Genomic DNA, 19,468 nt, shown 5'->3' on the forward strand with positions numbered 1-19,468 from the left:
GGGAAAGGCCCCGCAGGAAACTGCGGGGCCTTTTTCGTGTGTGCCGCGTCAGCCCTGCGCGGCGAGGATATAGGCGATATAGGCGATCAGCATCCCTACACCCATGGCGCGCCCGATCACCGGACGCAGCAGCAAGAGTGCGGTCAGCAGTAGCGACGCCGCGATCATCACCGGCAGATCGAAGCCAAGGAAGCGCGGCGCGACCGGAATGGGCGAGATGACGGCCGTCAGGCCCAGAATGCCCAGCACGTTGAAGATGTTCGAGCCAATGACGTTGCCGATGGCGATGGCCGATTGGCGGCGGAAGGCGGCGACCACCGATGTCGCCAGCTCGGGCAGCGACGTGCCCACGGCCACGATGGTGAGGCCGATGAACGCCTCCGACAAGCCGAAATCCTGCGCGATGGCCACGGCGCCATCGACCAGAAACCGCGCGCCCAGCATCAGCGCGGCCAGCCCGCCCCCGAGCCAGAGTCCGGCGCGCAGGGCCGGCATGGGTGGCGGAAGATCCGCCTCGTCCGGTGCGGCATCGCCCGGATGCAGATAGGCCCAGACAAGGTATCCGGCGAGCGCCATGACCAACGCTGCGCCCGGCAGGCGCCCCACCTCGCCCAGCGCCAGGATCGGCACCAGCGCCAGCGCGGCGGCTACCATGACCATCGTGTCGCGGCGCAGCGTCGCCCCCGATACCGTGATTGGCCAGATCAGCGCCGTCGCGCCCACGATCAGCAGGACGTTGGCGATGTTCGAGCCCACCACGTTGCCCAGCGCCACATCCGGCACGCCACCTAGTGCGGCGTCCACCGACACCAGAAGCTCGGGCGTGGACGTGCCGAAGCCGACCACGGTGAGCCCGATCAGCAGGGGCGAAATTGCCATGCGCCGGGCCAGACCGACGCTGCCGCGCACCAGCGCATCACCCCCCAGAAAAAGGCCGATGAGGCCGAGGGCGACGTAGAGATAATCCATGATGGCTCCGCTTCCGGGCTGTTGATCGCTTGCAAGTGACAACGCGGCCGCCGGACTGCAAGGTCCTGCGCGAAATAGATATCTCGCGCCTGTCGCACGGGCGGTGTTTGAGTATTTTCGGAACAATGAAAGAGGGCCGGTCAGGCCTGCCGCTTGCCGTAGTAGAGGCCGACGACATGTTCGGCCTCGGCAAAGAAGAGCCAGCGCGAGGCGGCGATACCGGCGATATGGCTGAGGACCGCGATCGCCGCCGTGACATGGCCGCCCGGCAGGCCCAGCAGCATGACCGGCAGCACATAGCCCAGAGTCAGCGCGATGAGGCGCAGCTTGAACGCGTGGCGGCGGCCGACCACATGCACGAATTCGCGCAAGAGGTAGTTGGTGCCGGTATGGGGCGGCTCGAACGCGCGGGGCGTGCCGGTGGCGCCGAGGCCGGTAGCGGTCTTCAGATCGGTGCCTGACCGGGCGAGCGCGCCATCGCCGCGCACCCACCATGCGATCTGGATCAGCCCCGCGATGGGCAGGAGCGTGATGGCCAGCGTCACCTGCCCGGCCATGAGCGCCCCGCCGGCGAGCGAGATCGAGAGGTAAAGCGCCGGCGTCAGCCATGTATGCCAGCGCGGCACAGGGCGCATCTGGGCGTAAATCATCGAGGTGATGAAGGTGACACCGAGGCTGAGCGCCGCGCCAAGCCAGCCAAGGGGCGCCCAGCGCTGATTGAAAAAGACCAGACCTGCGCCGTAGAGTGCCATGACAATGAGCGCCGCCACCGCCGCGCACGCCTCGCGGCTGAGCCAGCTGGTGCGCCATTGGGTGAACGCCTTGAGTGCACGCTCGGGGTGACCGAGATGGAAGGCAGAAGCCAGAAGGCCGCCCACCGCCAGAAGGTAGGCGATGGCGAAGAAGGCGAAGCCGGCCCAGCCGGTGGGCACGATGAGGCCCGCGCCCAGCCAGAAAAGCAGGCCAAAGCCGAGGCCCGAGAGCGTGGTGAAGATGATGACGGACGGTGCGGGATGCATGTCAGACCTTCGAGAGCGCGCGGTCGAGCCAGGCGACGAAGCCCTTGGGCTCGGTCATGGGCGTATCGAGGAAAGGAGCGAGGATATCGGTCTGAGGCGCCTGATCTAGTTGATCGCGCGGGCGGGCTGGCAGGTACTTATTGACCGGCTTTGTACCTTGCTCGGGCATCAGGTCGAACCCGCCGCGCTCGGCGGTCAGCTGGCTGACATGGCTTTCGGGGTCATTGAGATCGCCGAAATGGCGCGCGCCGGCGGGGCAACTGCGCACGCAGGCGGGGACGCGGTCAACCTCGGGCAGGTTCTGGTTGTAGATGCGATCGACGCAGAGGGTGCATTTTTTCATCACCCCTTCCTCGGCATCCATCTCGCGCGCACCATAGGGGCAGGCCCAGGCGCAGAGACCGCAGCCGATGCAGTCGGTCTCGTTGACCAGAACGATGCCGTCCTCCGCGCGTTTGTAACTGGCCCCCGTGGGGCAGACGGTAACGCAGGGCGCATCCTCGCAATGAAGACACGATTTCGGGAAATGGACGAGCTGGGCGGCTCCCGCCTCGGGCTGCACCTCGTAGCTGTGCACGCGGTTGAGAAAGGTGCCGGTGGGGTCCTCGCCGTAGGGGCGCTGGTCGCTGAGGGGGGCGCCGTAATTCTCGGTGTTCCAGCCCTTGCAGGAGATGACGCAGGCATGGCAGCCGACGCAGGTGTCGAGGTCGATCACGAGGCCGAGCTTGCGCGGAGTGGACGGGGGGAGCGCGGTCATGTGCCGGCTCCTTTTGCGGCGGCGGACCGGGGCGCTGCCCCGGACCCCGGGATATTTCTCGCAAGAAGAATGGGGGCGGCGGTGCGGAGGGTCACAGGTTCTTCGTGATCCGCGTCCCATGTGGAGATGAACCAGACGAAGGAGCCGACGACGAGGGCCACAAAGGCGAGGATGATGAGGAGGGTGCGTTGCGGGCCGGTCATGTGCCCACCTTCCATGCCAGGCTATCCGGGCCTTGGCCGACGGGGGAGGCTTGCGCCGGGGTAACAGGATGCGCCTCGGCGGGGGCGGGCACTTTTTCGATCTTCACGCGCAGGTCGAACCAAGCGGCTTGGCCGGTGATGGGGTCGGAGTTTGACCAGCGCAGGCCGTCGCCCTTGGGCGGAAGCAATTCGTGGATGAGGTGATTCAAGAGAAAGCCCTTGGTGACCTCGGGGGCATTGTCCTTGAGCGCCCAGGCGCCCTTGCGCTTACCGATGGCGTTCCAAGTCCAGACGGTATGCGGGTTGAGCGCGGCCATATGCGCGACAGGCACAGTGATCTCGCCATGAGGCGAGGTGACGCGCGCCCAGTCGCCATCCTTGAACCCATGCTCTTCGAAGACGTGCGCGGGCAGGTAAAGCGGGTTGTACCCGTGGATCTGCCGCAACCATGCGTTCTGACTGCCCCAGCTGTGATACATCGCCATCGGGCGCTGAGTCAGCGCGTGGATCGGGTATTCGGCCTCGTCTACATAGCCATCCTCGAGCGCGGCATACCAGATGGGCAGCGGGTCCATCGTAGCCTTGATGCGTTCGCGGAGGTCATCGGGAGGCTGGCGGTCGCCATGGCCCTCGGCGGCCAGTTGGAAGCGGCGGAGGGGCTCGGAGTAGAGTTCGAAGAGATAGGGCTGAGGCGCGTCGAAAAGGCCGATCTTCACCGCCCATTCCTGGTAGGCCATGTTCCACGGCTTGTAGTATTGCGCCTCTTCGGGGATGTGCTGCACGCAGAAGCCGCCATTCGCGATATAGCTGTCCAGTTGCGCCTCGTTCGGGGCGCCGCGCCCGTGGGTCAGGCCATTGGCGCCCATGCGCCAGCCGGCCAGCGGGCCGATGCCGGGCTTGCGCTCGTGATGGGTGATGTAGTCGGCATAATCGGCATATCGCGCGCTGCCGTCCTCATTGACGAAGCCCGGCAGCTTCAGGCGCGCGCCCAGCTCGCAAAGCGCGGATTGGAAGCTGCGCACATCGCGGTCCGGCTCGACCACGGGCCAGCGGATGGCGTCGGCGGCGCCGTTCGGCTCGCTGATCGGGCGATCGAGCAGCGAGATGCAATCGTAGCGCTCAAGATAGGTCGTATCAGGCAGGATGAGGTCGGCATAGGCCACCATCTCGCTGCTATAGGAGTCGGAATAGATGATGCGCGGGATGATGTACTCGCCATCCTCGCCCTTGTCGGTCAGCATTTGCATCACGCCCGACGTGTTCATTGACGAATTCCACGCCATGTTCGCCATATACATGAAGAGGGTGTCGATCCGGTAGGGGTCGCCTGCATGGGCGTTGGAAATGACCATATGCATCAGGCCATGCGCGCTCAGCGGATTTTCCCAGGTAAAAGCCTTGTCGATGCGTGCGGGGCTGCCATCGGGTTTGAGGCAGAGATCCTCGGGACCGGCGGGATATCCCAGATGCGGGCCATCCAGCGGCTTGCCGGGGGTGCTGTTTGAATGCGGTTTGGGATGGGCATAGGCGGGCTTGGGGTATGGCGGCTTGAACCGCATGCCGCCGGGCACCTCGACCGTGCCCAGAAGGATCTGCAGCAAGTGCAGCGCCCGGCAGGTCTGAAACCCGTTGGAATGGGCCGAGATACCGCGCATCGCGTGAAAGCTGACCGGGCGGCCTGTCATGGTCTGGTGCGTCTCGCCGCGAAAATCCGTCCACTCGCGATCGAGCGTGATCGCCTCATCGAAGGCGACGCGGGCCAGCTCGGCGGCGACTGCCTTGATCTTCTGCGGGGTGACACCGCAGCGCTCGGCCACTGCCTCGGGCGCGTATTGCGGATCGAGGTAGCGCTCGGCCATCAGGTGCATCACCGGCCGGTGCGTCACGCCTGCCGCGCGGTGAGTCGCGTGCAGATCGGGGCGGATGCCCTTGGCGTCAAAAGCGGCCAGCTTGCCTGTGTTCCGGTCGATTACCTGCGGCTTGCCGTCCGCATTCCGCAGGAAGAGGCCATGTTCGGGCGATTTCGGATCACAATTCACCAGCACGGGCGCATTGGTGTAGCGCGAGAGGTAATCGACGTCGATCCGGCCCGCCTTCATCAACTCATGCACCAGAGCGAGGATAAAAAGACCATCGGTACCCGGCGTAATTCCGACCCAGTCATCGGCCACGGCGTTATAGCCTGAGCGGATGGGATTGACGCCGATGACGCGGGCGCCGCGCGCCTTGATCTTGCCGATCCCCATCTTGATCGGGTTGCTGTCATGATCCTCGGCCACGCCGAACAGCATGAAGAGCTTGGTGTTCTCCCAATCGGGACTGCCGAACTCCCAAAAGGAGCCGCCAACCGTGTAGATGCCCGCCGCCGCCATGTTGACCGAGCAAAAGCCGCCATGCGCCGCGTAATTCGGGGTGCCGAAATTCTGCGCCCAGTAGCTGGTAAAGCTCTGCGACTGGTCGCGCCCGGTGAAAAACGCAAGCTTCTCCGGCGCCTTTTCGCGCAGGGGGGCGAGCCATTCGGTTGCCAGCGATAGCGCCTCGTCCCAGCTGATTTCCTCGAACTTACCCGATCCACGCGGCCCGATGCGCTTTAACGGCGCGCGCAGGCGGGCGGGCGAGTTGTGCTGCATGATCCCCGCGCTGCCCTTGGCGCAGAGCACGCCCTTGTTGATCGGGTGGTCGCGGTTGCCCTCGATATAAGCCACCTTTCCATCCTTCATATGCACGTCGATGCCGCAGCGACAGGCGCACATGTAGCAGGTGGTCTTGCGCACCTCGTCCGAGACGTGCGGGCTGAGGTCGAGGTCAGGCTGGCGGTGCGTCACGGCGGGCGTGGTGCCTTTCATCTGGGGCGCCGCGCGGGCAGAAGCGGCCTTTGGTCAGCCCGATCTAAGCAGAACCGCCCCGCTCTTGTCACGGTCCTTCTGCGCGGTCAGCGGACTGGCGGCGCACGCGGCGATGGGATGGCACCCGGCGATCAGCCCCAGCCTTCGGTGAATTCATCCACCTTGCGCTGCTCGCGCCGGGCGCGGAACTTGCGCCAGCGCGCCCAGATACCCCAGGCGAAGGCCGCAAGGACCGTTAGCAGGATGATGTTAAACCACGGGATGATGCGCACGTCCGAGCCGGCGACGGGCCTTACGGAAACGGCGTTTGGATAGATCGACAGGAACTCGTTGCGCCAGCCGTAATGCGTGATGGACACCCATTGCGCGACGCTTGCGCTGCGCGTCGAGACGAGGTCTGACGCCTCGGCCTGAAGGTTCGCCGTGTCGAACTTGAAATAGGGCGGCCAGCCCCAGCCGGTGTCCTCGTTGCGATAGATCATCGGCTTGCCGCTCTCGAGAAAGGTCTGGATGAAGAAGACATCGCGGTTGGTCGGTGCCCCCGTGTCGCTGCTGGGGGGATTGGCCCAAAAAAACGGGTAATCGAAATCCTCGCGGGTCTCATAGGTGTCGGTGATGCGGACGACATCGTGCTGCGGCAGCGTGTAGTGCAGAAAGGCGAGGATCACCGCCCAGAACACGCCCCAGAAAACCCATTTCACATAGACCATTCGGGCCCCCTCAGTTGAAATTCGTCAGGTAGACGATAATCGCCACCACCGTTACCGGCACCACGTAAACGCCCAGGATCAGTTTTCGTCGCAACGAGGCGTCATATTCCTTCAGACCCGCCTCGACAAATGCGTCCTCATCGCCCGGCTTGCCCGCGATCAGCCACTCCGCCTCCAGCTTGCCCCGCCGCACCCGGCGCGAATAGATAGAGAGCAGGACGTAGATCACCGTCAGGATGATCCCGCCGACAAGGACCAGTTTCAAGAGTGCGACCATGATACGTCCCCTCCGGATGCGCTGCCCCTTTGTAGGGCGGATCGGGGGGATATGGAAACAGGGTTTGGGGACATCCGGCCAGAGCCTGGCGCGCGCTTTGCCGCAGGGACGCCGGGCGCGTCGTGGAGATTTGATTTGATTTTCCGTCCGGTGCGCTCAGTTTCCCTACTACCACCTGGAAAGGACCTGCATCATGAGACCGTTTCGCGCCCTCATCCTCACCGCCGCTCTACTGACCATCGCGGCCTGCGCGGGCCGGCCCTCGCTCGAAGATCCGGCCCTGTCCGAGCGCAAGCTGAACCTTGAGGAGTTCTTTGCCGGTGATCTGGTCGCCCATGGTCAGTTCCAGGATATCCTCGGCAATGTCAGTCGCCGCTTTACCGTCGAGGTGGAGGGGAGATGGGATGGCGAAACGCTCAGGCTGGTCGAGGATTTCGTCTACGAGGACCAATCAACCGAACAGCGCATCTGGACGCTGCGCAAAACCGGCGAGGATACGTGGCAAGGCACCGCGCCGGGCGTCATCGGCACCGCGCGCGGACGCGAGCGGGCCGATATGTTCAACTGGCACTACACGATCGATCTGCCGACCGGAGATGGCGAGACGACGCGCGTCACCTTCGATGACTGGATGTGGCTCTTGACCGAAGATCGCCTGCTGAACCGCGCTTATATGGAGCGATACGGCATTCCGGTGGGCGAGGTCACCATCATGTTCGAGCGCAAATGACACGCGCCATCGGGAAAGGACGGCCCGCAACGGCCCGCCCTTTCCGGTTTGCCGGTTTCACCCGATGACGTTGAACTCCGGGCCATAGGGATAGCCGGTGATGTCCTCGTTGCCGTCCTCGGTGATGATCAGCACGTCATGCTCGCGGTAGCCGCCGGCACCGGGCTGGCCATCGGCGATCGTCAGCATCGGCTCCATCGAGATAACCATGCCGGGCTCCAAGACAGTATCGATATCCTCGCGCAGCTCCAGACCTGCCTCGCGGCCGTAATAATGCGAGAGCACACCGAATGAGTGGCCATAGCCGAAGGTGCGGTATTGCAGGAGCTGCCGCTCTTCGAGGAAGTCGTTGATCTTGTTCGTCACCTCGGCGCAGGAGGCGCCGGGTTTGAGCAGGCTCATGCCGTATTCATGCGCGGCAACATTCGCCTCCCAGATCTTGAGCGAGGCATCATCGACTTCGCCCACGAACATTGTGCGCTCCAGCGCGACATAATAGGCGCTGATCATCGGGAAGGTGTTGAGCGACAGGATATCGCCGCGCTCCAGCTCGCGCGCAGTCACCGGGTTATGCGCGCCGTCAGTGTTGATGCCCGACTGAAACCAGACCCAGGTGTCGCGATATTCGGCGTCCGGGAACTCGCGGGCGATCTCCATCTCCATCGCGTCGCGGCCCGCCATCGCCACGTCGATCTCGCGCGTGCCGACCTTGACGGCATCGCGGACCGCATAGCCGCCCACATCGGCGACCTTGCAGCAACGGCGAATGAGGGCGATCTCGGCTGCGCTCTTGTGCATCCGCTGCACCATCGTCGTCGGCGCGACGTCGACCGATTTGGAGGGCTTGAGGAAGCCATCAAGCTTGGACTTCTGCACCAGCGTCAGATGATCGGCCTCGTAGCCGATAACGCGGCCCTCACCGCAGACCGAGACGATCGCGCGCCAATAATTATCGCGCTGCCAGTCGGTATAGGTGATGTTGTCGCCATGGCAGCGGCGCCAAGGCTGGCCCGCGTCGATGCCCGCGCTGATCGTCACGTCCTGATCGGCGGTGACGACAAGGCCGTAGGGGCGACCGAAGGCGCAATAAAGAAAACCCGAGTAATAGGCGATGTTGTGCATCGAGGTGAAGACGGCCACCTCGACACCCAGATCATTCATGCGGGCGCGCAGGCCACGCAGGCGTGTCTCGTATTCGGCGGCCTCGAATTGAAGAGGCGCCTTTTCACCATTGTGAAAGCGATACATTTCGGGACGTGCAGTCATAATAAACCTTTCCTTGTTCAGAAAAGGTCCCGGCGTTCAGGACTGTTGGGATATGAGGCCTTGGCCCGGGACGGGCGAGCGGCGCCACCGCTCCGGCCAAGGCTGTTCTTGCCGATCCCGCGCATTCTGGCAAGATGTTTCGCATGATGGATCAATCCTCCTTGGCGCGGCCCGGCCCGCTGAACCTGATTACCGATGTCGCGGGGCTGCGCGTCGGCAATGCCTCGGATGCGCGCATCAAGACGGGCGTCACCGTTCTGACGGCAGATGCGCCGTTTACAGCAGGCGTGCATGTGATGGGCGGCGCGCCCGGCACGCGCGAGACGGATTTGCTGGCGCCGGACCGCACCGTCCAGCAGGTCGATGCGCTGGTGCTCTCGGGCGGGTCGGCCTTCGGCCTTGATGCCGCCTCGGGCGTGGCTGATGCGCTGGCCGCCGCGGGGCGCGGCTTTGCCGTGGGTACGGTGCAGGTGCCCATCGTGCCGGGCGCGATCCTTTTCGATCTGCTGAATGGCGGCGACAAGGACTGGTCCGAGAACCCTTACAAACGCCTCGGGGCCGAGGCGCTGGCCGTCTGCAATACGGGTTTCGATCTGGGCAGTTTCGGCGCGGGCACCGGAGCGCTGACGGTGGCGCTAAAGGGCGGCCTCGGCTCGGCCTCCTACATCCTGCCATCGGGGCATACGGTTGGCGCGCTCGTCGCGGTCAATGCCCTGGGATCGGCCACCGTCGGGACAGGCCCGCATTTCTGGGCCGCTCCGTTCGAGATCGCGGGCGAGTTCGGCGGGCTGGGCGCGGCGGGGGATTTCGGTGAGGTGCATCGGCCGCGCACCAAGATGGGCGGCGGCAACACCACCATCGCCATCGTCGCCACCGATGCTACGCTGGATCAGTCGCAATGCACGCGCCTCGCCACATCGGCGCATGACGGTATGGCGCGCGCGCTACTCCCGTCGCACACGCCGATGGATGGCGATCTGGTCTTTGCCGCCAGCACGGGCGCGCGGCCCCTTGGTGATCCAAGCGAGGCGATGATGCTGGGCCATGCCGCCGCCACCTGCCTTGCGCGCGCCATCGCGCGGGCGGTATGGCTGGCGCAGCCTGCCGATGGTGATACTGTGCCCTGCTGGAGCGATCTTCACGGGCGATGACGCATGAACCACCTCCAGCGCGGGCCTGTTGCGCCCACTATTCGACGAATTGATACGGAGCTTTACGACTTGCCAAGATCCCAACTGCGCCGCCTCGCCGCCTGTCTCATTCTTTTGACCGCAAGCATCCTTTCACCGCTAACCGTCACAGCTCAGAATGCCGCCAGCGAGACCGTGGAGGCCCCGCTGATCGTGGCCACCAAGACGACCCCGCCCTTTGCCTATGTGGGGGCGGAAGGCGAGTGGACCGGCATCGCCATCGACGTGGTCACTGCCGTCGCCGCCGATTTGGGCCGCACTGTCGAATGGCGAGACGATACGCTGGAGGGCATGCTGGACTCTGTCGAAGCCGGCGCTGTCGATGCCGCTGCCGCCGCCATCACGATCACCCCGGCACGCGAGGCCAAACTGGATTTCACATTTCCGTACTACACGACAGGACTTGGCATCGCGGTCGACCCCGAGGCCGGAAGCGGCTGGATGCAGGTGTTGCGCAACTTCTTTACCTGGCAATTCGCGGTCGCTATCGCGACGCTGTCGGCGGTCCTTTTGTCGGCGGGTGCCGCCGTCTGGGCCTTTGAGCGGGGCCATAACGAGGAGTTCCCGAAGGACGCGGCGCGCGGCCTTGGCGACGGGTTCTGGTGGGCCGCCGTGACCATGACGACCGTGGGCTATGGCGACAAGGCACCGCGCAGCCTGGGCGGGCGCATCGTCGGGCTGATCTGGATGTTCACCTCGATGCTGATTGTCGCCAGCTTTACCGCCGCAATCGCGGCATCCCTGACAGTGGGCAGCCTTGGCAATCCGATTCAGAGCGTCACGGATCTCAGCGACGTGCGCGTGGGCGTCATCGACGGCACCACCGGCGCCGAGGAAATGGTCGCCCGCCGAGTTCGTATCGCGCGCTATGACGATGTCGAGGAGGCTTTTGACGCGCTGCTTGCCGGCCATGTCGGCGCCGTGGTGCATGACCGCCCGCTGCTACAATGGGTCGCCTTGCAGGAGTATGACAGCGAGGTGCGCGTGCTGGAGGATGCGGTGGGGCGGCAGGATTACGGCATCGCCCTTCAGGCCGATTCGCCCCTGCGCGAGCCGATGAACCAGGCCCTTCTGGAGTATTTGCGCAGCAACCGCTGGGCCGATGTTCAAAGCAGGTATCTCGGCAATAACTGACGCCTATGGCCGCCAAACGCGCCCGAGGCTGGACAAGACCGGCGCAAGGTGCTTTGCCTTGCGCCAAAATCAACCCGAAAGGATGCATGACATGAGCACGACAGATCTCAAATCACTGCTCAAGGACCCCAGCCTCTTGGCCGACAAGGCCTATGTGAACGGCGAGTGGGTCAGCGGCGACAAGACGTTCGACGTGATGAACCCCGCGCGCGGCGATGTCATCGCGCAGGTGGCCGATCTCAGCCGCGATCAGGTGGCCAAGGCCATCGCCGCCGCCGAGAAGGCGCAGAAGGACTGGGCAAAGTGGACCGGCAAGGAGCGCGCGGCCGTCCTGCGCAAGTGGTTCGACCTGATGATGGAGAACCAGGATGATCTGGGCACCATCATGACCGCCGAGCAGGGCAAGCCGCTGGCCGAGGCCAAGGGCGAGATCGCCTATGGCGCGTCCTTCGTCGAATTCTTTGGCGAAGAGGCCAAGCGCGTCTACGGCGAAACGATCCCCGGCCATCAGCGCGATAAACGCATCATGGTCATCAAGCAGCCCATCGGCGTCGCCGCCTCGATCACGCCCTGGAACTTCCCCAACGCGATGATCACCCGCAAGGCCGCGCCGGCGCTGGCCGCCGGCTGTGCCTTTGTCGGTCGCCCCGCCGCCGAGACGCCGCTGAGCGCCACCGCCCTCGGCGTGCTAGCCGAGCGTGCGGGCATCCCCGCAGGCGTCTTCAACATCGTGACTTCGTCGCGCTCCTCCGACGTCGGCAAGGAATTCTGCGAGAATCCCGCCGTGCGCAAGCTGACCTTTACCGGGTCGACCGAAGTGGGGCGGATCCTGCTGAAACAGGCCGCCGATCAGGTCATGAAATGCTCGATGGAGCTGGGCGGCAACGCGCCCTTCATCGTGTTCGACGACGCCGATCTCGATGCCGCCGTCGAAGGCGCGATCATGTGCAAGTTCCGCAACAACGGCCAGACCTGCGTCTGCGCCAACCGGATCTATGTGCAGGCCGGTGTCTATGATGCCTTCGCCGAGAAGTTGAAGGCGGCTGTTGAAAAGCTGAAGATGGGCGACGGCATGGAAGAGGGCGTGAACCTCGGTCCGCTCATCAACAAGGACGCCATCACCAAGGTGCAAGAGCACGTGGCAGACGCCAAGGCCAAAGGCGGCAAAGTGATCCTGGGCGGCGGCGAGCCTGCGCAGCGCGAGGGCAACTTCCTTCCCCCCACCATCATCACCGGCGCAACGCAGGACATGCAGTTCGCCACGGATGAGACGTTCGGCCCGCTTGCGCCGCTCTTCAAGTTCGAGGATGTGGATGACGTGATCGCGATGGCCAATGACACGATCTTCGGCCTTGCCAGCTATTTCTACGCCAAGGATCTCAGCCGCGTCTACAAGGTGGCCGAGGCGCTGGAATATGGCATCGTGGGCGTGAACACCGGCATCATCTCGACCGAACTGGCGCCCTTTGGCGGCGTCAAGCAATCAGGGCTGGGCCGCGAAGGCAGCCATCACGGCATCGAGGATTATCTGGAGATGAAATACATCTGCATGTCGGTCTAAGAAAATTCCCTGAATTTTCTTCTCGATTTTCTTCAGAGAAAATCATGCGCCCCGCCGGTTATCCGGCGGGGCGCTGTCGTTTCAGTTCACCGATTTCGCGTCGATCGCGTCCTTGTCCGCACTCTTGCGGCTCTTGATCGCGATGCGGCGGGGCTTCAGCGCCTCGGGCACTTCGCGCACGAGGTCGATATGCAGCATGCCGTCCGCATGGGCCGCGTTCAGCGCGCGCACGTGATCGGCCAGTTGGAACCGACGCTCAAAGGCGCGAGTGGCGATGCCGCGATGCAGGTAGGTGCGCTCTTCGCCGTCATCTGCCTTGCGGGCCGAGACGATCAGCGCGCCCTCGCGCAGCTCGACCGACAGGTCATCCTCGGCAAAGCCTGCGACAGCGATCGAAATGCGCCAAGCATCCTCGCCGGTCTTTTCGATATTGTAGGGGGGATAGGTCGGCTGCGGCGTATCCGCAGTCAGCACGCGGTCCATCATGTCCGCGATCTGGTCAAAGCCGACAGTGGCCCGGTAAAGCGGGGCCAGATCAAAGTTTCGCATGGGTCATCCTCCATTGAGCGATACCATTATGAAATGCCTTCCCATATGGGACAGGCGGTCTTCGCGCGGACCCGTGAAGCGTCCCGCCCTTAATATCTGGGAGAGTTTGAGCCCGGTTTCAAGACCTGCCGGATGGCCCTACGGCTTGGCGAATTTCGCACCATTGGCCGCGCCGCCAAGGCCGAGATTGTTGCTGCGGGGGATCGTGCCCACCGCGCGCGGGGTGGTGCGCAGAGCGCGTTTCAGATCCTTCACGAGGCCCGGAAGCTCCATCCCGTAAGCGGTGTCGGGCGTGCCCGCCGAGATCAGCGACACGATCCGCACGCGCTGCCCCATGCCCCGCGCAAAGACGGGGGCACCGGAACTGCCGAAGGTCACGTCGCAATCGAACGCCATCAGGCCCTGCCCCGCCGCCGTCACCCCGCATTCGCGCTGCCACGACAGGGCCGCGTCTCGCCCCTGTCCATAGCTGACGACGCTCACCGTCAGGCCCGCCTCGGCCTCGGCGCTGGACAGGGCGAACGGGCTGGCCACCGCTGCCGGGATCGGCTTCGAGAGTTTGAGAAGAGCGGCATCGTGGCGGATCATCTCCGCATCCATGCGGCGTCCGGGAGAATATCCGTCATGCGCCGCGATCCGGGCGACTCCGGTTTGCGAGATGAATATGCCATCGCGCAGGCCGGCGCTGAAGGTGATGCGATCAGGCGCGATCAGTGCGCCGGTATCATCGTAAACGCAATGCGCTGCAGTCAGGACCAGATCAGGCGCGATCAGCGCACCGCTGCAATATCCCTTGCCCTCGAGGTCAAGCCGCCCGACCGCTTCCCAACCGAAAAGATCCTCGCGGTCCGTTAGCCGGATCAGGTTGCTGCCCGCGCTGAGCGGCACCGCCAGGGCGACCAGCGCGGCGCAGGCCGCCAGGATATTCCGCAGCCCTCTCACGGCTTGGCGAATTTGGCGCCTGTGTCGCGCGCTTGGCCAACCTCGGCCATGATCGGGCCCACACCCACGCGCGCGCCCTGCCCGGCGGCCAACTCGGCCTTGAGCAGTTCCAACGGCAGTTGCAGCTGCGTGCCGAGGGACACTTTCTGTCCGTCGACCTCGGCCATGGCCGACACCACCGACACAACCCGCGGCGCGCCGCCGTCAAAGGTGAAAATGGGCGCGCCCGAGCTGCCGTAATCCACGTCGCAGGACATCACCAGCACGCCCTCCTGCCTCGCCATCACCTCGCAAACCTCCTGCAGGGAAGGCGCATCCGACCGACCGCGCGCATAGCTGACGACGCCCACGCGCTGCCCCGGCTCGGGGCGCTCGTCGGTTGCAAAGGGCGCGACGCGTGCATTGCGAATGGGGTGCCGCAGCTCCAACAGGGCGACGTCATTGCGCACCCGCTCGGCCGCAACCTCGCCATCCTGCACATAGCTGGGATGCACCACAGCCCGCCGCACCCATCGATAGGCCGAGGCGCGTCCATTGCGCCAGCCGGCCAGAAACTCGATCTTTTCATGGTCGAGACGCAGGCCCGTGTCGCTGTCGAAAAGGCAATGCGCCGCCGTCAGCACCAGATCGGGCGCAATCAGCGCCCCGGTGCAGAACCCGCGCCCGGCCAGCTCCAGCCGGCCCACCGCCTCCCAGCCGCGCCCGTCATCGCCGGTATCCAGACGCTTGAGCCCGGCCTCCTGCGCATACCCCATCACCGGCGCGCTACCGAAGATCAGGCCCAGCGTCAGGGCGGTCAGCAGGATACGCAGCATAAGGTCTCCGGGGATTGAGGGGCGGTCAGGTTCGGCTCTGGTATCAACGATTCAGGGCAAAATTTGGGCGCCCTCCACGCTTCGGCGCAAATCCGGTACGCGCTCAGCGTCGCTCATCGCGGGGGGCAGCGGGCCGCCGGTTGCCCAGTCCAGCAGCTCGGCTGTGTGCACCATCGGGATGGCCGTGCCGCTGCCGATCTGCATCATGCAGCCGATATTGCCCGCCGCGATCACATCGGGTGCGCGCGCCTCGATTGCCGCGACCTTGCGCGCCTTCAACTGCTTTGAAATCACCGGCTGCATCAAGTTGTAGGTGCCCGCCGAGCCGCAGCACAGATGGCTCTCAGCAGGCTCGACCACGTCGAACCCCGCGCGGCGCAGAAGGTCCTTGGGATAGGTCTTGATCTGCTGGCCATGCTGCAGCGAGCAGGCGGCATGATAAGCCACCGTCATCCCCTTAGGCGCACCCTCCGGCAGGTCCAGCTGCATCAGAAGTTCGGACACATCCATCGCGATGTCCGACACCCGCGCCGCATCCTTGGCCAGCGGATCATTGCGGAACATATGCCCGTAATCCTTGACGGTCGTGCCGCAGCCCGAGGTGTTGATCACGATGGCATCAAGGCCGCCGCCATCCATCTCGGCGCTCCAGGCGCGGATGTTCTTCGCGGCGGCGTCATGGCTCTCGCCGGTCTTGCCCATGTGATGCACCAGCGCACCGCAACAGCCCGCACCGGGTGCCACCACCACGTCGCAGCCCAGCCGCGTCAGCAGGCGAATGGTGGCGTCGTTGATATCGGTGTTCAGCGCCTTTTGCGCGCAGCCCGTCATCAGCGCCACACGCTTGCGCCGCGGCGCGCTGGCCTTGTGCGTTTGCGGATCGTCATTGCGGCTGACGGGCGGGATGCGCTTCGGCGCCATTTCCAGCATCGCGCGCAGGCGAACATCGGGCATCAGCCGCGCGAAAGGCCGCCCTATCTTGGCCCCCAGAAGGGCCACCCGAAAGCGCCCCGGATAGGGCAGGATGCGCGCCAGCAGCCAGCGCAGCGCGCGGTCGGACCAGGGCCGCTGGTAATGCTGGTCGATATAGGCGCGCGCATGGTCGACAAGATGCATGTAATGCACGCCCGACGGGCAGGTCGTCATGCAAGCAAGGCAGGACAGGCACCGATCGATATGCTTGACCGTCTTGGCGTCTGGAACGCGCTCGTTCTCCAGCATGTCCTTGATCAGATAAATGCGGCCGCGCGGGCTGTCGAGCTCGTCGCCAAGGATCTGGTAGGTCGGGCAGGTTGCGGTGCAGAACCCGCAATGCACGCAAGCGCGCAGGATCTGGTTCGAACGCTCGACATCCGGATCGCTCAGCTGATCGGGTGTGAAATGCGTCTGCATCAGGCGAATCCTTTCCGGGGGGCCATGAGGCCCCGGTTGAAAAGGCCGCGCGGATCGAACCGCGCGCGCAGCCCCGCCTCAAGCGTCGCCACCGGCCCGGATGCCGGATGAAAGACGCCCAGCCGCGCCTTGGTCACCGGCGCCGCCCGCATCAGCGTTGCATGGCCGCCAAAATCGCCCAGCGCGGCGCGCAGATCAAACCCTTCGGGCACGCGCAGCCAGATCAGGCCACCGCCCCAGTCATAGACCGCGTCGGCGTCCGGCACCCGCGCAGCCAGCGTCGGTCCCTCTGTGGGCCGCGCCGACACGCGCCAGACATCACCGCCGCCCTGCAGGGCCGTGACGTCGCGGATGCCCTGCCACAGCGACGCGCCGTCCTCGATCACGTCCCAGGACCCGAACTCGCCCAACAGCGTCCGAAGGCGCTCGGCGCGATAGGCGACCGACGCCTCGAACCCTTCAAGCCGCAGCAGGGTGCGCGGCGTGCCCACAGCCACATGCGCAGCACCCGATATTTCGAAGGGCGATCCCATCGCCCGCGACAGCGCCGCAACGGCGCGGGCCTCCTCCAGCCCGTCCAGCGCCAGCGTCACAGACGCACGCGGGATCGGCATCACCTTGAGCGACAGTTCGGTCAGCACCCCCAGCGTGCCATGGCTGCCCGCCATCAGCTTGGTCAGGTCGTAGCCGGTCACGTTCTTCATCACGCGCCCGCCATTCTTGACGATGCGCCCTGCCCCATCGACAAACCGCACGCCCAGCATGAAATCGCGGCACGCGCCCACCGCGATTCGGCGCGGCCCCGAAACATTCGCCGCCACGACGCCGCCGATCGTCGGCACGCCTTCGGTGCCCAAGAGCGGGCGGTGATCCATCGGCTCGAAAGCCAACCTCTGACCCTCTTGCGCCAGCGCCTCCTCGACCTCGGCCAGCGGCGTGCCCGCGCGCACCACCAGCGTCAGCGCCCCGGGCTCATAAAGCGTGATGCCCGACAGCCCGCCCGTCGACAGGACCTCGCCCGGCGCACCGCCAAAGCCACGCGTGCCGCCGCCTTTGATGGCCACCGGCCCGGTCGCCTCGGCCACCATTCGCGCCAGTTCTTCTTCGGTCTCGGGACGCATCACGTTCTTCTTGCCTCAAATATCCAAAGGACGCCCGCCACGGGGCGCCGGGCCGCAGGCTCTATTCCGCCGCCATCCGCCGAGCCTCGCTCACGCCGAGCGGAAACACCTTGGCCGGGTTCAGCAGCCAGCCGGGGTCGAACACATCCTTGACCGCCATCTGAATGTCCAGATCCTCGGGCGCGTATTGATAGCTCATGAGGTCGCGCTTCTCGATGCCGACCCCATGCTCGCCGGTCAGGCAGCCGCCCGCCTCGACGCAGAGCTTCAGGATCTCGGCCCCCAGACCCTCGCATTTCTCCTGCTGGCCGGGCGTGTTGGCATCATAGAGGATCAACGGATGCATGTTGCCGTCACCGGCATGAAAGACATTACCCACCATCAGCCCGAATTCCTCGCTCAGCTCGCCGATGCGGCGCAGCACGAAAGGCAACTGGCTGACCGGGATCGTGCCGTCGAGGCACATATAGTCGCCCATCTGCCCCATCGCGCCAAAGGCTGATTTGCGGCCCAGCCAGATGCGCGCCGATTCATCTGTCGAGCCACTCTCGCGCAGCTCCACCGGGTCATGGCGACGCGCTATCTCCAGGATAATCGCCAGTTGCTCGTCGATCTCGGCGGGGCTGCCCTCAACCTCGACGATCAGCAGCGCCTCGCAATCGGGATAGCCGGCATGTGCATATTCCTCGGTCGCGCGGATGATGGGCCGGTCCATGAATTCGATGGCGACAGGCAAAACGCCCGCCTTGATGATGTCCGACACGCAAGCGCCCGCCACTTCGTTGCTGTCATATCCGATCAGCACGGGGCGCGCGCCTTCGGGCTTGGGCAGGATGCGCAAGGTCGCCTCAGTCACGACGCCCAGCTGTCCCTCGCTGCCGCATATGAGCCCCAGAAGGTCCAGCCCGCCCGCATCCAGATGTGCGCCGCCGATCTCGGTCACGGTACCGTCCATCAGCACCAGCGTGACACCCAGAAGGTTGTTCGTGGTGACGCCATATTTCAGACAATGGGCCCCGCCCGAATTCATCGCGATATTGCCCGAAATGGCGCAGGCCAGTTGACTCGACGGATCGGGCGCGTAGAAAAATCCGTGCTCTTCCACCGCGCCGGTGACGGAGAGGTTCGTGCGCCCCGCTTCGACCCGGATGATGCGGCTGTCCAGATCCGTCTCCAGCACCTCGGTCATGCGCGCGGTCCCGAGGATCACGCTATCGGCGGTGGGCAAAGACCCACCGGCCAGGGACGTGCCCGCCCCGCGCGGCACCACCGGCACGCCCATCTCATGGCAGACGCGCAGCGCCGCCGAAACCTCGGCGGTCGTGCGTGGCAGCACCGCCGCCAGAGGCGCGCAGCGATAGGCGGCGAGCGCGTCACATTCATAGGCGCGTGTTTCGGCCGGGTCCGAAATCACGGCATCGGCGGGCAGCACCTGCAGCAGGCGCGCGACGATGCTGTCCTTGGCGGCGATGATGGCCGCGTCGGGGGCTGGCATATCCATGAGATGTCCTCCTAAGTGTCACGGTATTGTGCGCGCCGTGCGGGCGCAAGACACGCGGTTGTCACAGGGGCAGGCGTGCGCAGGCACCCGGCGGCGTGTAGAAGGGGCGCATGAAATCGATTCTCGTCCCCGCCCTGTCGGCGCTTGTCGCCGCCCTTGCCACAGTCCCGGCCCTGGCCGAGCCGCCTGTCGTGACCGCCGCCTCGGCCCAGCGCGACGGCATGGGATGGCAGCTTTCGGTCGCGATCCGCCATGACGATACCGGCTGGGATCACTATGCCGATGGCTGGGACGTGCTGAACGAGGATGGCACGGTGCTGGCTAGCCGCACGCTCCATCACCCCCATGTGAACGAGCAGCCGTTCACCCGCAGTCTGCGGCAGGTGATGCTGCCCGATGGCACGCGGCGCGTCTATATCCGGGCTCATTGCTCGCACGGGGATGTATCGGAGCCGCTTACACCGGTCGATCTTCAGTTCTGACGCT

At 65.0% G+C, this 19,468-nt stretch carries 19 protein-coding genes; 5 read left to right on the forward strand and 14 right to left on the reverse strand.

From position 1 onward, the window contains the following. Window positions 1-48: 48 nt before the first annotated feature. From ACEWPL_RS14680 to ACEWPL_RS14710, 7 genes are all read right to left on the reverse strand, one after another. Window positions 49-969 (reverse strand): calcium/sodium antiporter, encoded by a 921-nt coding sequence (locus ACEWPL_RS14680; protein WP_393929462.1) that lies wholly within the window; start codon window positions 967-969, stop codon window positions 49-51. Between the two features lie 140 nt (window positions 970-1,109). Continuing rightward, window positions 1,110-1,988 carry a dimethyl sulfoxide reductase anchor subunit family protein gene (locus ACEWPL_RS14685; RefSeq protein WP_393929459.1) on the reverse strand — a complete coding sequence of 293 codons (879 nt, stop codon included), beginning with the start codon at window positions 1,986-1,988 and terminating at the stop codon, window positions 1,110-1,112. A gap of 1 nt (window position 1,989) precedes the next feature. Further along, a complete protein-coding gene (locus ACEWPL_RS14690; RefSeq protein ID WP_393929456.1) occupies window positions 1,990-2,745 on the reverse strand; it encodes a 4Fe-4S dicluster domain-containing protein in 756 nt (251 codons plus the stop codon). Then, window positions 2,742-2,948 carry a hypothetical protein gene (locus tag ACEWPL_RS14695; protein ID WP_393929454.1) on the reverse strand — a complete coding sequence of 69 codons (207 nt, stop codon included), beginning with the start codon at window positions 2,946-2,948 and terminating at the stop codon, window positions 2,742-2,744. Before ACEWPL_RS14695 ends, ACEWPL_RS14690 begins: the two co-directional genes overlap by 4 nt. After that, window positions 2,945-5,794, reverse strand: a complete 2,850-nt coding sequence (locus ACEWPL_RS14700; RefSeq protein WP_393929452.1) for a molybdopterin oxidoreductase family protein — start codon at window positions 5,792-5,794, stop codon at window positions 2,945-2,947. The genes ACEWPL_RS14695 and ACEWPL_RS14700 overlap by 4 nt, the downstream gene beginning before the upstream one ends. Before the next feature lie 131 nt (window positions 5,795-5,925). Then, window positions 5,926-6,504 carry a DUF1523 family protein gene (locus ACEWPL_RS14705; RefSeq protein ID WP_393929450.1) on the reverse strand — a complete coding sequence of 193 codons (579 nt, stop codon included), beginning with the start codon at window positions 6,502-6,504 and terminating at the stop codon, window positions 5,926-5,928. Between the two features lie 10 nt (window positions 6,505-6,514). Further along, a complete protein-coding gene (locus ACEWPL_RS14710) occupies window positions 6,515-6,781 on the reverse strand; it encodes a hypothetical protein (RefSeq protein ID WP_393929448.1) in 267 nt (88 codons plus the stop codon). Window positions 6,782-6,974: 193 nt separating this feature from the next. On the opposite strand from ACEWPL_RS14710, the gene ACEWPL_RS14715 reads away from it, so the two are divergent. Then, complete coding sequence (locus ACEWPL_RS14715) at window positions 6,975-7,511, forward strand: DUF3833 domain-containing protein (RefSeq protein ID WP_393929446.1); 537 nt, start codon at window positions 6,975-6,977, stop codon at window positions 7,509-7,511. A 57-nt stretch (window positions 7,512-7,568) separates the two neighbouring features. Here ACEWPL_RS14715 and ACEWPL_RS14720 read toward each other — a convergent pair whose 3' ends face one another. Then, a complete protein-coding gene (locus tag ACEWPL_RS14720; protein ID WP_393929444.1) occupies window positions 7,569-8,777 on the reverse strand; it encodes an aminopeptidase P family protein in 1,209 nt (402 codons plus the stop codon). Window positions 8,778-8,920: 143 nt separating this feature from the next. Between ACEWPL_RS14720 and ACEWPL_RS14725 the strand changes: the two genes are divergently transcribed. From ACEWPL_RS14725 to ACEWPL_RS14735, 3 genes are all read left to right on the forward strand, one after another. Continuing rightward, window positions 8,921-9,928 (forward strand): P1 family peptidase, encoded by a 1,008-nt coding sequence (locus tag ACEWPL_RS14725; RefSeq protein WP_393929442.1) that lies wholly within the window; start codon window positions 8,921-8,923, stop codon window positions 9,926-9,928. A gap of 69 nt (window positions 9,929-9,997) precedes the next feature. Beyond that, complete coding sequence (locus tag ACEWPL_RS14730) at window positions 9,998-11,101, forward strand: transporter substrate-binding domain-containing protein (protein ID WP_393929440.1); 1,104 nt, start codon at window positions 9,998-10,000, stop codon at window positions 11,099-11,101. Window positions 11,102-11,192: 91 nt separating this feature from the next. After that, a complete protein-coding gene (locus tag ACEWPL_RS14735) occupies window positions 11,193-12,662 on the forward strand; it encodes an NAD-dependent succinate-semialdehyde dehydrogenase (protein WP_393929438.1) in 1,470 nt (489 codons plus the stop codon). 81 nt (window positions 12,663-12,743) lie between these two features. Here ACEWPL_RS14735 and ACEWPL_RS14740 read toward each other — a convergent pair whose 3' ends face one another. The 6 genes from ACEWPL_RS14740 to ACEWPL_RS14765 all read right to left on the reverse strand — a co-directional run bounded on the left by ACEWPL_RS14740 (window position 12,744) and on the right by ACEWPL_RS14765 (window position 18,982). Beyond that, the gene (locus tag ACEWPL_RS14740) at window positions 12,744-13,211 is read right to left on the reverse strand and encodes an Hsp20 family protein (RefSeq protein WP_393929436.1); all 468 of its coding nucleotides are present in this window, start codon (window positions 13,209-13,211) and stop codon (window positions 12,744-12,746) included. Between the two features lie 138 nt (window positions 13,212-13,349). Further along, on the reverse strand, window positions 13,350-14,153 hold the full coding sequence (locus tag ACEWPL_RS14745) for a trypsin-like serine peptidase (protein WP_393929434.1): 804 nt from the start codon (window positions 14,151-14,153) through the stop codon (window positions 13,350-13,352). Next, the gene (locus ACEWPL_RS14750) at window positions 14,150-14,968 is read right to left on the reverse strand and encodes a trypsin-like serine peptidase (RefSeq protein ID WP_393929432.1); all 819 of its coding nucleotides are present in this window, start codon (window positions 14,966-14,968) and stop codon (window positions 14,150-14,152) included. Before ACEWPL_RS14750 ends, ACEWPL_RS14745 begins: the two co-directional genes overlap by 4 nt. A gap of 51 nt (window positions 14,969-15,019) precedes the next feature. Beyond that, complete coding sequence (glcF, locus tag ACEWPL_RS14755; RefSeq protein ID WP_393929430.1) at window positions 15,020-16,360, reverse strand: glycolate oxidase subunit GlcF; 1,341 nt, start codon at window positions 16,358-16,360, stop codon at window positions 15,020-15,022. Continuing rightward, entirely contained in the window at window positions 16,360-17,481 is a 1,122-nt protein-coding gene (locus ACEWPL_RS14760; RefSeq protein WP_393929428.1) for an FAD-binding protein, read from the reverse strand. The genes glcF and ACEWPL_RS14760 overlap by 1 nt, the downstream gene beginning before the upstream one ends. A 61-nt stretch (window positions 17,482-17,542) precedes the next feature. Further along, a complete protein-coding gene (locus ACEWPL_RS14765; protein ID WP_393929426.1) occupies window positions 17,543-18,982 on the reverse strand; it encodes an FAD-linked oxidase C-terminal domain-containing protein in 1,440 nt (479 codons plus the stop codon). A 110-nt stretch (window positions 18,983-19,092) separates the two neighbouring features. Between ACEWPL_RS14765 and ACEWPL_RS14770 the strand changes: the two genes are divergently transcribed. Then, on the forward strand, window positions 19,093-19,464 hold the full coding sequence (locus tag ACEWPL_RS14770) for a hypothetical protein (RefSeq protein ID WP_393929424.1): 372 nt from the start codon (window positions 19,093-19,095) through the stop codon (window positions 19,462-19,464). Window positions 19,465-19,468 lie beyond the last annotated feature (4 nt).

The organism is Roseovarius roseus (genome assembly GCF_043355935.2).
GTDB lineage: Bacteria > Pseudomonadota > Alphaproteobacteria > Rhodobacterales > Rhodobacteraceae > Roseovarius > Roseovarius roseus.

Coding starts and splice junctions, on each gene's coding strand:
- ACEWPL_RS14680 (WP_393929462.1), bottom strand. CDS start 969: ATGGATTATCTCTACGTCGCCCTCGGCCTCATCGGCCTTTTTCTGGGG.
- ACEWPL_RS14685 (WP_393929459.1), bottom strand. CDS start 1,988: ATGCATCCCGCACCGTCCGTCATCATCTTCACCACGCTCTCGGGCCTC.
- ACEWPL_RS14690 (WP_393929456.1), bottom strand. CDS start 2,745: ATGACCGCGCTCCCCCCGTCCACTCCGCGCAAGCTCGGCCTCGTGATC.
- ACEWPL_RS14695 (WP_393929454.1), bottom strand. CDS start 2,948: ATGACCGGCCCGCAACGCACCCTCCTCATCATCCTCGCCTTTGTGGCC.
- ACEWPL_RS14700 (WP_393929452.1), bottom strand. CDS start 5,794: ATGAAAGGCACCACGCCCGCCGTGACGCACCGCCAGCCTGACCTCGAC.
- ACEWPL_RS14705 (WP_393929450.1), bottom strand. CDS start 6,504: ATGGTCTATGTGAAATGGGTTTTCTGGGGCGTGTTCTGGGCGGTGATC.
- ACEWPL_RS14710 (WP_393929448.1), bottom strand. CDS start 6,781: ATGGTCGCACTCTTGAAACTGGTCCTTGTCGGCGGGATCATCCTGACG.
- ACEWPL_RS14715 (WP_393929446.1), top strand. CDS start 6,975: ATGAGACCGTTTCGCGCCCTCATCCTCACCGCCGCTCTACTGACCATC.
- ACEWPL_RS14720 (WP_393929444.1), bottom strand. CDS start 8,777: ATGACTGCACGTCCCGAAATGTATCGCTTTCACAATGGTGAAAAGGCG.
- ACEWPL_RS14725 (WP_393929442.1), top strand. CDS start 8,921: ATGATGGATCAATCCTCCTTGGCGCGGCCCGGCCCGCTGAACCTGATT.
- ACEWPL_RS14735 (WP_393929438.1), top strand. CDS start 11,193: ATGAGCACGACAGATCTCAAATCACTGCTCAAGGACCCCAGCCTCTTG.
- ACEWPL_RS14740 (WP_393929436.1), bottom strand. CDS start 13,211: ATGCGAAACTTTGATCTGGCCCCGCTTTACCGGGCCACTGTCGGCTTT.
- ACEWPL_RS14750 (WP_393929432.1), bottom strand. CDS start 14,968: ATGCTGCGTATCCTGCTGACCGCCCTGACGCTGGGCCTGATCTTCGGT.
- glcF (WP_393929430.1), bottom strand. CDS start 16,360: ATGCAGACGCATTTCACACCCGATCAGCTGAGCGATCCGGATGTCGAG.
- ACEWPL_RS14760 (WP_393929428.1), bottom strand. CDS start 17,481: ATGCGTCCCGAGACCGAAGAAGAACTGGCGCGAATGGTGGCCGAGGCG.
- ACEWPL_RS14765 (WP_393929426.1), bottom strand. CDS start 18,982: ATGGATATGCCAGCCCCCGACGCGGCCATCATCGCCGCCAAGGACAGC.
- ACEWPL_RS14770 (WP_393929424.1), top strand. CDS start 19,093: ATGAAATCGATTCTCGTCCCCGCCCTGTCGGCGCTTGTCGCCGCCCTT.